This is a genomic window from Acinetobacter sp. YH12151 (assembly GCF_013418355.1).
Taxonomy (GTDB): Bacteria; Pseudomonadota; Gammaproteobacteria; order Pseudomonadales; family Moraxellaceae; genus Acinetobacter; species Acinetobacter pseudolwoffii.
In genome coordinates, this window is the sequence record NZ_VPCG01000027.1 from 16,995 (window position 1) to 29,262 (window position 12,268).

Genomic DNA, 12,268 nt, shown 5'->3' on the forward strand with positions numbered 1-12,268 from the left:
ATGAAATGAATAAGCCAAAATTTATTGAAGATGTCGAGTTTAAAGCCAGTATTAATACACAGAGTGGCAAAGAGTGGAACTGGATTAATCCCAAACATGGCAATTTTGAACATCCTGCCAATTACTATGAAAGCTCACTCGAAACTGGGCATGCGTTTCCAGGTTTAAATGCCGATCTTGAATGTGATGTGGTGGTGATTGGTGGTGGGCTACTTGGAGCATCGACAGCACTCCATCTGTCTGAACATGGCATAGATACCATTTTGGTAGAAAAAAATCGCATTGGTGGCGCTGCTTCAGGACGTAATGGTGGACAGCTCACACCAGGGCTAGCGCGTTGGGAAGCGTCAGAAATGATTGAGCATTTCAGCTATGCAGATGCGAAAAAACTCTGGCACTTTAGCTCTACTGAAGCGATGTCTTTAATCGATGACATTGCAGCAAAATACCAACTTGAGCTACAGCGTAAACGTGGACATATTACCGCAGCAGTGCATGAAGGGCACTTGGTTGGTTTAACTCAAGGGGCAGATGCACGTAAATTTTTAGGTGAAGACCACACCAAAATTGTCGGTGAGCATGAGCTGAAACAGCATATTGCTTCAGAGAATTATTGTGGTGGTCTAATTGACTCGCTGGGGGGACATATCCATCCACTCGCACTGAACCGTGGACTGGTTTATGGCTTCTGCCAAAACGGTGGACAGGTGTTTGAGCAAACTGAAGTGGTGTCAGTAGAAGAGCGTGAAGATGGGATTTATGTCACGACCATAAGTGGCGTAATAAAAGCGCGTAAGAGTGTGGTCATGGGCGTACATCATGCTTCGTTTAAACTGCTGCAAAAGAACAATCGAACCACAATTCCATTTTATACTTATGTATGTACCACAGCGCCTTTAGAAGTAAATTTAAAAGAGCTATTGCCAACCGATGCGCCTGTCTACGACACCCAGTTCCAGATTGATTATTACCGGGGTGTGTCTCAAAACCGAATTTTATTTGGTGGTGAAGGGACAGGTTCGTGTTGGAGTCCTGAAAAAACCCATCAGTATTTGTTAGGTCGAATTCAGCATGTATTCCCACAATTAAAACAGGTTGAGCTGGATTTTGTCTGGAGTGGAACCACGGATCTGACCATGAATGGTGCAGCCGACAGCCGTAAATTTGGCCATAAATTCCCGATTTATGCCGTGCAAGGCTGGAGTGGGCATGGTGTGGCGCAAACGGTGCGTATCGGTAAAGCGATTGCAGATGATTTCTGTGGCAAGGCAGATGATTTCAATATGCTGACCACTATTTAGCATCAGGATATGTTGTTTGGTCGCACACTTGCCCCTGTGGTGATTCCAATTGCCAAAACTGCCTATGGACTGGGAGCATTGGTGAATCCGGGCAAGATGGTATCTTTCTAAAATTAAATATAAAAAATTCCCCTTTCTTAAAAGGGGAATTTAGGGGGGATTAAAAAGAGGAAATTAAGTGATTTGTTCTTTTACTTTCCGCTTTAAAAACTTCGGTTTCCATTCACTGGCAATTACGCCCAGTACCACCATCAATCCGCCCAACAGTGCCAGTGCAGGTAAGCGTTCTCCTGCAAGTCGGCCAAAAAGTGCTGCCCATACCGGTTCACCGGCATAGATAATTGCTGCCTGTGATGGATCTACCCTACGTTGTGCCCAGTTCATGACCAGTTGAATCATCGCACTGGCAATGCCTAAACCGACTAAAATGCCTGCCAGATGCCAGTGAAATTCAGGTAGCTGAGATTCACCTAAAACAGGTGCAATCATAAAGCAGAACAAGGACGCAAAAATCAGTTGCAGCACTGTGACCCGGCGTACATTCACCTGCTCAGCAAAATAACTGATCAAAATAATCTCCAGGGCAATGGCAATGGAGCCAAGTAAAGTCAAAGTTTGTCCAAAACTGAGCTGAATTGCTGCAAAGCCATTACCAGTCAAAAACACTAACCCGATAAAGGCAAACAATGCCCCGATCCAGGTCATCACCTGTGGTTTTTGACCAAACAGCAGCCAGAGCAGGATTGGTACCAGTGGAACATACAAGGCGGTTAAAAAAGCAGACTCGCTGCTGCTAATCGTTTGCAATCCCACGGTTTGGGTGCCGTAACCGATGGCGATCATGATCCCAATCACCGCGCCGGCAATAATCTCCTTGAGGGTCATACCTTTTAAAGATTTTAATGAGATCAGGGTCACGGCAATGGCAGCTGCAGCAAAACGCAGCCCAACAAACATAATCGGACTGCTAAAATTCAGCCCGTATTGTACGGTAATAAAACTGCCGCCCCAGATCAGGGTAATCAGAATTAAAGCAAGCTGCGGAAGTTTGGCTGCCAGAGCGGGAGAGCGAAAAGTGGAGATGAGGGTCGACATATCAGGAGATCGGAAAATAACAAATAAAAAAGAGGCCCGAAGACCTCTTGTGCAGCAGGCTTAATTATAGCGCCTGTTGTTCATCTAGCAATAACTGCGCTTCACGCAGGCTTAATGTACCTTCGTAAATGGCACGACCAGTAATGGCACCTAGAATGCCCGGCTGATCTTTCAGGTTACGGACGTCATCCATATTGGTTACGCCGCCTGAAGCAATCACAGGTAAACCTGAATATTGTGCCAGATTTACGGTTTGCTCAATATTCACACCCTGCATCATGCCATCACGGGCAATATCAGTATAGACAATGCTGGATACACCTGCATCGGCAAAACGCTTGGCCAGATCTGTCGCTTTGACATCCGTCACATTGGCCCAGCCATCGGTTGCCACCATGCCATTCATGGCATCAATGCCGACAATGATATGACCCGCGAATTTTTTGCATGCTTCTTCTACAAATTCAGGATCCTGAACTGCTTTGGTACCAATAATCACAAAAGATACGCCTGCTTGCAGATAATGCTCGATGGTTTCCATCGAACGGATACCGCCGCCAATCTGGATCGGTAAATCTGGCTGCGCTCTGGCAATGGCTTCAACCACTGGCTTATGGATAGGCGTACCTGCGAAAGCACCGTTTAAATCCACTAAATGCAAGCGGCGAGCGCCTTCATTTACCCAATGCTGTGCTGTTGCGACCGGATCGTCAGAAAATACGGTATCGTCTTCCATACGACCTTGTTTTAAACGGACACATTTGCCATCTTTCAGGTCAATTGCAGGGATGATCAGCATGCTTTCGCTCCTTGCTTAATCTTTAGAATGAATTTGAGTGAGTTCATCTTAGCAAATAAAGTCGAAATTTCTAACTCTTAAACAGTATCAATAAAGAAAACCTGTCCGAAGACAGGTCGCAGTCAGGTAATTTATTTTTATCCTTTTAATGATTCAGCGACTGCGCATACGATCTGCTTTATTTTCACTGGCACACTGATTAGACATAGCTATAAGTTTGAGACAGATGGTCTAGTGAATTGACTTGGCCCAGCTGCGCTCCCAACTCATAAAGTCCCTGATTGACTGTACTGACAGTTTCACCCACTAAACCGACCACCGTACCTGCAACTGGCAGGCTGGTCGCGACGTCCGTGACCGGAACCAGGTCATTGAGCAGGGCATCCAGTGTGCCCGATACATCCTGAATTACGCCGCCGACACTGGCGACCGGATTTTCTAGGGTATTGTTAATCAGCTCAAGTGGATTGATTGCTGCCACATATTGTCCGGTTTCATCGACCAGACCACTTAGATTGCTGCCAGTCTGCCCAATCGCGGTCACCACATCACCCAGGATCGGTAAGTTAGCCAATGGAGCAGTCAATGGAGCCGTAGCGGCAAGCACACTGTCCAGAATGTCAGATACACCCCCTAGACCCTGACCCAGCAGATCAGTCGTACCATTCAAGGCAGTATTAACACCGCCTGCTAAGTCTCCTGCAATCCACTGGTCCGAGATGGCATGTACACCTGCGCTGACGCCACTGACCAGACCAGTGCTGACATTCAGGACGGTCGATAGCAGATCTCCGACAACGGGCAGTGCACCGAGCTGAGCGCTAAGAGGCGCAGTCAGATCCGATACGGTTGATACCACTTCATCTACCACGGTGATCACCGTTTTAGTCAGCACACCCAGTGCTGTCGTAATCCCTTGCAGTGCCAGACTCAGCACGCCACTGATTTTTTCATTCAATAAACTGAACATGTGTATTAACCCTCTAGAACATGCACATCCTGATCGGATGATGAATAAGATGGCTCATGTTTTAGCAAATTTTTTAATAAAAAACAGAACGGAGAAACTGCAAATAGATCATGAAAAATAAAGAAATTATAAAAAGTTGAATATATTCAAATTGCTAAGTTTGAAAATGGTTATTGTTTTAAAATGTAAATAAAATCAGTAAATTAATTTGAATTTTATGGTGCTTTTTGAGATTTTATGCCTCAAGATTGGGCATGATTCTATCTGAAGTTAAGTTCCAAGTTAAAGAGACGCTGAAAGTTGCTAAATTCACTTGGGATGGGCATTTAAGCAGTCTTAATATTGCCAACTTTTGGGGCAGAATCTGATTTACACAAAGTTACATTGTTGCGGTGTGCTGAAGACATTAAAGCCTTGACGAAGGGCGTAGACGTAATTTCAGTGATGTATTCGGAATCTCTTTGGGGAGTAGATTTCGGCGCAGCAATTCTTCAAATACCAACACTGGCGCATAGGCATCTGCAGCTGCATAGTCAATCTGGGCTGCACTTAAGTTTTTACTGGCCCAATTGGAAGTGCTAATCCGTTTCGATTTAGGGAAATTTAGTCCAAATAACAGGGCGATGGCATTTTTCAGTCCGACCGGATTTTTTAGACCAAAATGACCGAAGCATTTCGACAGCTCAATCACGCTATTCAGTTCTATGCCTCGTTTACGAAACAGATGCGCATCATTTTTCAGGCCAAAACCAACCTTGATCTGATCACGATTGGCAAAAATTGGTGCAAGAAAAGCCCAGATGGCCGGGTTCATTTGAAATAAATAGGCTTTGTCTAGAGTGGCCAGCTGAATTAGATGTGGCCCGGTAGAGATTTCACCGACTTTAAAGGTCGGTTTGGATTCAGAATCAAAGCCAAATAGTGCACAGCTTTTCAGCTCCTGTTCAACAGCCAGACATTGTTCTAGACTATGAATAAGTTGAATCTGCTGCATGGGAAGATTTTGAAATACAGGAAAGGCCTGGATCTGTTCTTTGCTCGGCAGTATTGTCGGCTGGAGCGCTTCCATAATTATCAATAGTTCACTGGGCTTGGGCACTCAGCTTAATTACTTTTCTACGTTTAAGCAAAAATAAAGCCTAGATTGACCAGCGGAATGAGGATCAGGAGCGACAAGGTCATCAGCATGTTCCAGCCAGATAAGACAGGCGGTCAAAACATCCATTTGGGTTTAAGGCTGATTCACGAGTGTGAGAGTATTGATACATTATTTTATTCCCATATGCTTTAATTATTGTTTAAATATAAGGGCTTGACTAAGCAGAATAATAATTCTAGTGACTAAAAAATAGTCATGATTCTGGTGGTAGATTAATCTGAACGAATAAAAAAGCCCGCAATCTGCGAGCTTTTTAAGTGAAAGGAAAATCAGATTTTCCAGTCCACAAAGTTTTTCAGTAATTGCAAACCTGCGGTATGGCTCTTTTCCGGATGGAACTGGGTCGCAAACAGGTTTTCTTTATGAATTGCGGTACAGAACTCGATGCCATAGGTACAGCTGGCAGCTACCAGCTCTGAATCTTGTGGCTCGACATAGTAGCTATGTACAAAGTAGAACCGCGCATCCTGTTCAATATTGTTCCACATCGGATGGTCTGGATTGGCCTGATGTACCTGATTCCAGCCCATATGTGGCACTTTTAGACCGGCCATTTCCGGGAAATGCTTGACCGCACCTTTGAAAATACCCAGCGCATTTGTGCCACCATTCTCTTCAGAATGCTGCATCAAGGCCTGCATACCGACACAGATTGCCAGTACCGGTTTGTTAAACACTGCATTGCGTACCACTTCATCGATACCTGCTTCATGCATACCTTGCATACAGTCACGCATGGCGCCTACACCCGGAAAGACAATTTTGTCTGCTTGCGCAATCAATTTGGGATCATTGGTCACATCAACCGTGGCACCGACATGTTCGAGTGCTTTTGCTGCAGAGTGCAAATTTCCCATGCCATAATCAAGAAGGGCAATACGGGTCATTACAGCGTTCCTTTGGTTGAAGCGACCGTGTTCGCAGCACGCGGATCCACTTCACAGGCCATACGCAGCGCACGCGCAAAAGCTTTAAATACGCTTTCGATCTGGTGATGGCTGTTTTTGCCTTTCAGGTTGTCGATATGCACGGTCATCAATGAATGATTGACAAAGCCCTGGAAGAATTCAGAGAATAAATCCACATCAAAACGGCCGATCATGGCACGGGTAAATGGAATATCCATAAACAGGCCTGGACGACCGGACAGATCCACCACAACACGGCTTAAAGATTCATCGAGTGGTGCATAAAAGTGACCGTAGCGTTTCAGGCCTTTTTTATCGCCCAGCGCTTGTGCAAAAGCCTGACCCAAGGTAATACCACAGTCTTCTACGGTATGATGGTCATCAATTTCCAGATCGCCTTCACAATGAATATCAATATCAAACAAACCATGACGCTTGATTTGATCAATCATATGGTCTAAAAATGGAATACCCGTGTTTAAGGTGCCTTGACCAGTACCGTCGAGATTCAAACGAACTCGAATTTTGGTTTCGTTGGTATTTCTTACCACTTCACTGATACGATCTGTCATAGACACGTTCCTCAAATACGTCAAAATGATTGATGTAGAAAATATTTTCGCCGTGACGACGTCACTGCATATTAGATTGCTCAGGAGGGTTTATCAATGCCTATTACCGTACATGCTTATACTTCTTTAGAAAATGATGAAGTGCGCAGCCAGCTTGAGCGACTGTATGACACTAGCCCTGAATTTAGCGATGGGGCAGATGCCATGGAACAACTAGAGCAAAACCTTACACAGTATACCTCAGTTTATAGTGCAGAATTTAATACCAAGATTATCGGGGCAATCTGGTGCACCGGACAGGGAGAAAGCCGGATTCTGGAAAATATCGTGGTGCATCCGGCCAACCGCGGGCGTGGCGTTGCAGAAAGGCTGGTCAGTGAAGTCTGCCGCATGGAAGAAGAAAAAGGGGTCAAGAATTTTGTGCCGGGGTGTGGTGCCATCCATCGTTGTCTGGCCAATCTGGAAAAAATCTAAAAATAGATCAAGCAGTCGCAGCCTTCGGGCTGCTTTTTTGTAAATAAGACCGCAGATTTGTTTTATTGGTGAAGTCTTTGGTAAAAACTGTTTAATTTATGACTCAAATTGATGCGAGTTGATGGAAAAGTAAACATTTGATGAAAATTATTCTCTGCGCTCTTGACGATTTAAAGCTGAAACTGTTTAATACGCGACATCGGCGTGATAGCTCAGTAGGTAGAGCAACGGATTGAAAATCCGTGTGTCCCCAGTTCGATCCTGGGTCTCGCCACCATATTTTAAAACATTTTAAAGTTTTCAATCCCTGATCCCATCAGGGATTTTTTTTAGACCAAAATTCAGTCATTCAATTATTTTTTTTATAATTTTGATTGACTAATGCAGCCAGATACGGCTTAATACACCGCATCGGCGTGATAGCTCAGTAGGTAGAGCAACGGATTGAAAATCCGTGTGTCCCCAGTTCGATCCTGGGTCTCGCCACCATATTCAAAAAACCTCAAACATTGTTTGAGGTTTTTTTTCGCCTGTCATTTTGTCTTTCAGCTGAAAACAGTGGTTTTGCCTCACTATTCGGCTTTCAGACGATGAGTCTGTGCTCTGCTATTTCCGGGATGATTCACATGAGTTGCCATTCATCTGAGCAAGCATGAGTTATCCAATTAATCAATGTAATCTAGTAGATAAGAATATTGAAAATAGACTGGATCATCGTCAGTTGCAGTATTTGGGCCATCAATAATAGGGGAAAGGCAAACCAATGAATATCATGAAAATGTCTATATTCGGACTCATGCTCGGTGTTTACAGCATCGGAGCGCAAGCCGAGGACGAGCAAGCGGTGGTGACGCTACCAACCCTGACCGTGATGGCTGAACCTGAAATGAGTAATGAAACCGGCTATGTACCTTTTGTACAGGAAGAAAAGAATCTGCGTGCCTTACAGCATCAGGTGATTCGTGGTACCCGGGATGCAGAGAATTTTATGGTCAATCCTGATGTGGTGGCAAACCTCGAGATCCAGCCCATAAAAGCACCTGATTTAGATTCATTGTCACCGGCACTACAGCAGTACGTGCTCACCATTGCCCAGGGACTGCAATCCAGTGATCCAACCCAAGGGCTGTATACCATTCTGGAGAATTTTGGCATTGATCGGAGTAACAGCCTGCAGCCAGATCGCAATATGAAAATCCAGATCAATCTGGACAAGGTGAATATCGACCTGCTTGAAAATCACCTTAATGTACCTGCTGTCATACAATTACCGAAACAGCCCTGAAATACTGTCCAATGCTACCTATCCATCCCCGCCAGTCGGGGATTTTTTATTGCTAAAATTTACGGTAAAAGGAGCATTAATTTCTAATCGCCCGCTTAAAACCAGCTCGAAATATGCGCCAGTGATCAGGCTGACATGACCGTGTATCAATCCTCACAGTAATACTGATCATATTTACACAAGTTTAAGGAACAATAAGGTATCTCCCCCTGAAATGAAGATGCGGAGGTTTTCCTTATGCGTCCCCTTAGCACAACTTTCCTTGTATTAATAAGCCTGTTTTCTGTGCTGCATCTGGTCAATGCACATGCCGCACCAGAATCTGTCACTTTACCGACACTGACCGTGATGGCAGACCGTGAATTGCGTGAAGAAACAGAGTTCATGCTTCCCCTGCAACAACAATCCAGCCAGAAAAAAGCGTTAAAGATGCGGATGCTGAAGATTGAACGCGAATTGCAGGACTACACGGTTAATGCTGATTTCGCGGGTGATCTCGACATTCTACCTAGCAGCAATCCGGCACGACTGGATAGCCTGCCACCGGGGCTGCAACAGTATGTGCAGGCGATTGCGGATGGTTTACGCTCTGCTGACCCACGTGATGGTATTTATCTGATGCTGGTGCCATTTGGTATTAACCGTAATGCAACTTCGGTTCAGGCTGCCCGAGAACAATTCAACCTGAATAATATTGACCGGACGCTGCTGAATGAATGGTGTGCTGCGAATGGTTGCTAGATAAAGTCAAACGATACAGCGCGAGCTTAAAACAGCAATGGTGATCAAATTTCCTTTTGGAACAGTCCGTGCCTTTGCAGAGGTTTTGTATAGAAGAATTGATTTTTGTTTAAAAAATAAGCATATTGATAAAAAGGAAATCTATACATAACCTGCAGCAGGAGAGCATGTGCATGCCGCGTGTTTTTATGATTTTAGCCGCTGTGACACTGGCAATTTTTATCGGGCTGTTTTATCAAAACTCTGCCCAGAAAAAACATCAGGCTGATTTGCTCGAATATGAAACTGTGCTTGAAGAAAAAACCGAGAGCATTGCGCAGCAAGCACAGGACTGGTCTAAGCCGATTGAGCTTGAGCTTGAAGATGACCGTCTGGATGGCGACTATGCCATCATGGCTGAATTCATGCTGGGTCAATTGCGCGACAGTGCCGAGGAGCGGAATCAGTACCTGCGTGATTTAAAAGCGGCCAACTGGCAGAATTTTCTGGATATCGACCGTCTGGCCAAAGATCAGGCACAAGACTATAAAGAAACTGAAGCCATGCTCAAGCAAGTGCATCAAATTGTGAACAGCTATCAGCAGCAAATTCAGCAGCGTGATGCCGAGCTGATCAATAAGGCACAGCAACTGGATATTAAAAACCGTTATCGCCAGCAGCTGACCGCGAACCTGCAAGCCGATCAACAGCAAAGTAATGCCCATGCGATCTTTGAGATTGAGAAACAAAGTCTGGCCAAGGCAGATGCCTTATTTGCCGTATTGAAAAAGCATAAATGGCAAAAGAAAAATAAAACTTTCATGTTTTATGAAGATAAAGCAGTGAAAGAGTTTAATGCGCTGTATAAAGAAATATTAAATCTGAATAAACAGATGCAACAGATTGCGACAGCAAACCAGAAAGCGGTTGAAAACAAGTTATAATCCTGTAGGCGATCACAGGATTGCCATAGGACTGTCATCTGCTGTTCAAACTCGCTTGCTAAGTTGGAGGGGTCGCACAGATCACGACATAACATTCAGGCAGGTGAGTCATGCAAACAATTCAGGTTTTTGCTGATATTCAGCAGATGTACGGTGAGTTTGTCGCAAATAAAACAGATCCAAAACTACAAAGTCTGAATAATGAGGGCAGGAGCCGATTTTTCTTGAATCAATATTTCAAGCTGATAGAAGACTGGCACTATACCGAACAGATTGTCATCCAGTTTAATCAGCAGTATTTCAGTCTGGATCTGGGAGGCGCGCCGGATTTTATGGATCAGGAAAATTATATGCGCTGGCTACAATCAGAACTACTGCATTAATCCAGTCACCCTATTCATTCTCTGGCTAAACTCAAGCTGTCGATCGAGGCAGCTTTTTTATTTTCCAGATTTGGTCTGCATCTTGCTGCTGTATTGGCACAGCGTAAATAAGCGCTGATTCCAATTCCGGCCTGAACCAGCTATGCTGAAATGAATAAAACCGTCGCTATAAGCATGACAGGCGGCGCATGCATGAGATGGAGGGCGATATTGATGCAAGAACTGATTTGTTATAAGCAACTTCCGGTCTGGACAGAAAAGAGTATTCCTCAGGGCTTCAAGAATCAGCACAATACCAAAGCAGGGACTTGGGCCAAACTGACGTTACTTAAAGGTGAGTTGCATTTTGCCATGCTGGAAGCATCCGGTGCGGTGCAATCTGAACATGTGTTTACACCAGCGCAGCAACCGCCATTTATTGAACCTGAGGCTTGGCACAAGATTGTTTCTGCCAGCGAGGATATCGAATGCCAGCTGCGTTTTTATTGCCGGCCTGAAGATTACTTCATCAAAAAATATCAGTTGAATCCTACCCATTCTGAAGTGCTGGCGGCCATGCCCTATTTAAAGGGTGGCCGTGCGCTGGACGTCGGTTGCGGTACAGGACGTAATGCACTGTATTTAAGTCAGAATGGTTTTAATGTCGAAGCCTGGGATGTCAATGAAAACAGTTTGCAGACCTTAAGACAGATTGTGCAGACGGAGCACATTGATCACGTGCAGATCCAGCGCCGTGATCTCAACACAGATACCAGTATTACAGGCCAGTATGACTTCATTTACTGCACCGTGGTGATGATGTTCCTCGAGGCCAAAACCATTGCACCCTTGATTGCGCAGATGCAGCAGGCCACCGTGCCGGGTGGTTATAACCTGATTGTCTGTGCGATGGATACGCCAGAGATTCCGGTACAGCCCGATTTTCCATTTAGCTTTAAGCCGGGCGAGTTACGGGCTTATTATGAGGACTGGAAGATTGTGAAATACAATGAAAATATTGGTGAGCTGCATCGGGTGGATGCGCAGGGCCAACGGATTAAACAGCATTTTGCGACCATGTTAGCGCAAAAGGTCGAATAAGTGCTTTAAGCTGCTGTTAAACTCTTGAATTAAAATGAGAGTGTTCAAAACAAAAAAAGATGTCAGGCTGACATCTTTTTTATGCTCAAAAAATCTTAAGCAGCTTTTTTGAACCAAGAGAACCAGCCTTTTTTCTCAGCTTTTACGTCTGCTTGAGCAGCTTCGGCTTTCTCAGTAGTCGCTTCTTTTACTTCAGCAGCAGTTTCAACAGTTGCTTCTTTTGCTTCTGCTACTTCTGTTTTTGCAGCTTCAACTTGTTGTTCTGCGGTTGCTTGTGCAGTTTCTACTTGAGCAGTTGTTTCAGCTTTTACTGTTTCAACTTTCGCTTCAGTTGCTTGTTTTGCATCTGTAGCAGTGGCTTGAGCAGCTTCAACTTTTGCTTGCACAGGCGCAACCGCTTCTGTAGCAACAGTTTGAACTGTAGTGGTTGTAGCAGCAGGTGCTACTTGAGCTTCAGTTGCCATTGCAGATGCAGAAGTTGCTACGATTGCAGTCGCAAGCATTGTTTTAAGCATGTTCATATAAACCCCTTAAGGAAGTAGGAAAAAAGAGGCTTGATCATACACAGATAAAATTTA

General features: G+C 44.6%; 13 protein-coding genes, 2 tRNA genes and 1 pseudogene. 9 read left to right on the forward strand and 7 right to left on the reverse strand.

Annotated elements, in window-relative coordinates; translation table 11 throughout:
* Window positions 1–5 precede the first annotated feature (5 nt).
* Window positions 6–1,412: pseudogene (locus FTU82_RS10615) on the forward strand (NAD(P)/FAD-dependent oxidoreductase).
* A 63-nt stretch (window positions 1,413–1,475) separates the two neighbouring features.
* Here FTU82_RS10615 and FTU82_RS10620 read toward each other — a convergent pair.
* From FTU82_RS10620 to hisB, 6 genes are all read right to left on the reverse strand, one after another.
* Window positions 1,476–2,396, reverse strand: a complete 921-nt coding sequence (locus FTU82_RS10620; protein ID WP_180101321.1) for a DMT family transporter — start codon at window positions 2,394–2,396, stop codon at window positions 1,476–1,478.
* Between the two features lie 64 nt (window positions 2,397–2,460).
* The gene (gene hisA / locus FTU82_RS10625; RefSeq protein ID WP_074383906.1) at window positions 2,461–3,195 is read right to left on the reverse strand and encodes a 1-(5-phosphoribosyl)-5-[(5-phosphoribosylamino)methylideneamino]imidazole-4-carboxamide isomerase; all 735 of its coding nucleotides are present in this window, start codon (window positions 3,193–3,195) and stop codon (window positions 2,461–2,463) included.
* Window positions 3,196–3,394: 199 nt separating this feature from the next.
* Window positions 3,395–4,165 carry a hypothetical protein gene (locus tag FTU82_RS10630; RefSeq protein WP_074383907.1) on the reverse strand — a complete coding sequence of 257 codons (771 nt, stop codon included), beginning with the start codon at window positions 4,163–4,165 and terminating at the stop codon, window positions 3,395–3,397.
* 406 nt (window positions 4,166–4,571) lie between these two features.
* A complete protein-coding gene (locus FTU82_RS10635; RefSeq protein WP_074383908.1) occupies window positions 4,572–5,234 on the reverse strand; it encodes a 3'-5' exonuclease in 663 nt (220 codons plus the stop codon).
* A gap of 359 nt (window positions 5,235–5,593) precedes the next feature.
* Window positions 5,594–6,211, reverse strand: a complete 618-nt coding sequence (gene hisH, locus FTU82_RS10640) for an imidazole glycerol phosphate synthase subunit HisH (RefSeq protein WP_180001416.1) — start codon at window positions 6,209–6,211, stop codon at window positions 5,594–5,596.
* Window positions 6,211–6,804 carry an imidazoleglycerol-phosphate dehydratase HisB gene (hisB, locus tag FTU82_RS10645; protein WP_005095198.1) on the reverse strand — a complete coding sequence of 198 codons (594 nt, stop codon included), beginning with the start codon at window positions 6,802–6,804 and terminating at the stop codon, window positions 6,211–6,213. The genes hisH and hisB overlap by 1 nt, the downstream gene beginning before the upstream one ends.
* A 96-nt stretch (window positions 6,805–6,900) precedes the next feature.
* Between hisB and FTU82_RS10650 the strand changes: the two genes are divergently transcribed.
* The 8 genes from FTU82_RS10650 to tehB all read left to right on the forward strand — a co-directional run bounded on the left by FTU82_RS10650 (window position 6,901) and on the right by tehB (window position 11,690).
* Window positions 6,901–7,278, forward strand: a complete 378-nt coding sequence (locus tag FTU82_RS10650; protein WP_005095200.1) for a GNAT family N-acetyltransferase — start codon at window positions 6,901–6,903, stop codon at window positions 7,276–7,278.
* Between the two features lie 201 nt (window positions 7,279–7,479).
* Window positions 7,480–7,555 (forward strand) — tRNA-Phe (locus FTU82_RS10655).
* A 136-nt stretch (window positions 7,556–7,691) separates the two neighbouring features.
* Window positions 7,692–7,767 (forward strand) — tRNA-Phe (locus tag FTU82_RS10660).
* A gap of 283 nt (window positions 7,768–8,050) precedes the next feature.
* Window positions 8,051–8,563, forward strand: coding sequence for a hypothetical protein (locus tag FTU82_RS10665; RefSeq protein WP_225553284.1), 513 nt, complete (start codon window positions 8,051–8,053; stop codon window positions 8,561–8,563).
* 237 nt (window positions 8,564–8,800) lie between these two features.
* Window positions 8,801–9,304: a hypothetical protein gene (locus FTU82_RS10670; RefSeq protein ID WP_074383911.1), complete on the forward strand. Its 504-nt coding sequence runs from the start codon at window positions 8,801–8,803 to the stop codon at window positions 9,302–9,304.
* A gap of 173 nt (window positions 9,305–9,477) precedes the next feature.
* On the forward strand, window positions 9,478–10,227 hold the full coding sequence (locus FTU82_RS10675) for a hypothetical protein (protein WP_074383912.1): 750 nt from the start codon (window positions 9,478–9,480) through the stop codon (window positions 10,225–10,227).
* A 110-nt stretch (window positions 10,228–10,337) separates the two neighbouring features.
* The gene (locus FTU82_RS10680) at window positions 10,338–10,610 is read left to right on the forward strand and encodes a hypothetical protein (protein ID WP_180001415.1); all 273 of its coding nucleotides are present in this window, start codon (window positions 10,338–10,340) and stop codon (window positions 10,608–10,610) included.
* A gap of 213 nt (window positions 10,611–10,823) precedes the next feature.
* The gene (gene tehB / locus FTU82_RS10685; protein ID WP_180001414.1) at window positions 10,824–11,690 is read left to right on the forward strand and encodes an SAM-dependent methyltransferase TehB; all 867 of its coding nucleotides are present in this window, start codon (window positions 10,824–10,826) and stop codon (window positions 11,688–11,690) included.
* 95 nt (window positions 11,691–11,785) lie between these two features.
* On the opposite strand, the gene FTU82_RS10690 is transcribed toward tehB, so the two are convergent.
* A complete protein-coding gene (locus FTU82_RS10690) occupies window positions 11,786–12,211 on the reverse strand; it encodes a hypothetical protein (RefSeq protein ID WP_180001413.1) in 426 nt (141 codons plus the stop codon).
* Window positions 12,212–12,268 lie beyond the last annotated feature (57 nt).